This window comes from [Clostridium] symbiosum ATCC 14940 (assembly GCF_000466485.1).
GTDB lineage: Bacteria > Bacillota > Clostridia > Lachnospirales > Lachnospiraceae > Otoolea > Otoolea symbiosa.
In genome coordinates, this window is the sequence record NZ_KE992905.1 from 3,083 (window position 1) to 3,392 (window position 310).

Sequence of the window (310 nt, forward strand, 5' to 3'; positions counted from 1 at the left end):
ATATGAGTCTTTCGTCCCGGGGGAGTGGCATCGCTGGCTGGAGAAGGAGATACCGTGGTTTTGTTTTCTCTGGGCGGAGCCGGAGAGAATGATATCCGGCTGGACTGCTTTTTCGAGGGATAGCTCTAAGACAGAGAAAGACAAAGCATACCGGGGTTCCGGACAAATTCGCCCCGAACTCCGGATGAGTTCGAAGCTCAGTTGTCCCGGATTTTGCCCTTGAAGGGCCAAAATCCGCCCGGCGCGCTTTGCCTTTCTCTGCCTAAGAGCTATCGACTCTCGGGCGAACGTCCTTCCGGATATCATTCTC

General features: G+C 54.5%; 1 protein-coding gene. It reads left to right on the forward strand.

Annotated elements, in window-relative coordinates; all coding sequences use genetic code 11:
• Positions 1-223, forward strand: a 223-nt coding sequence (locus CLOSYM_RS23210) for a hypothetical protein (protein ID WP_242828668.1), incomplete at its 5' end; no start/stop codon positions are given.
• Positions 224-310 lie beyond the last annotated feature (87 nt).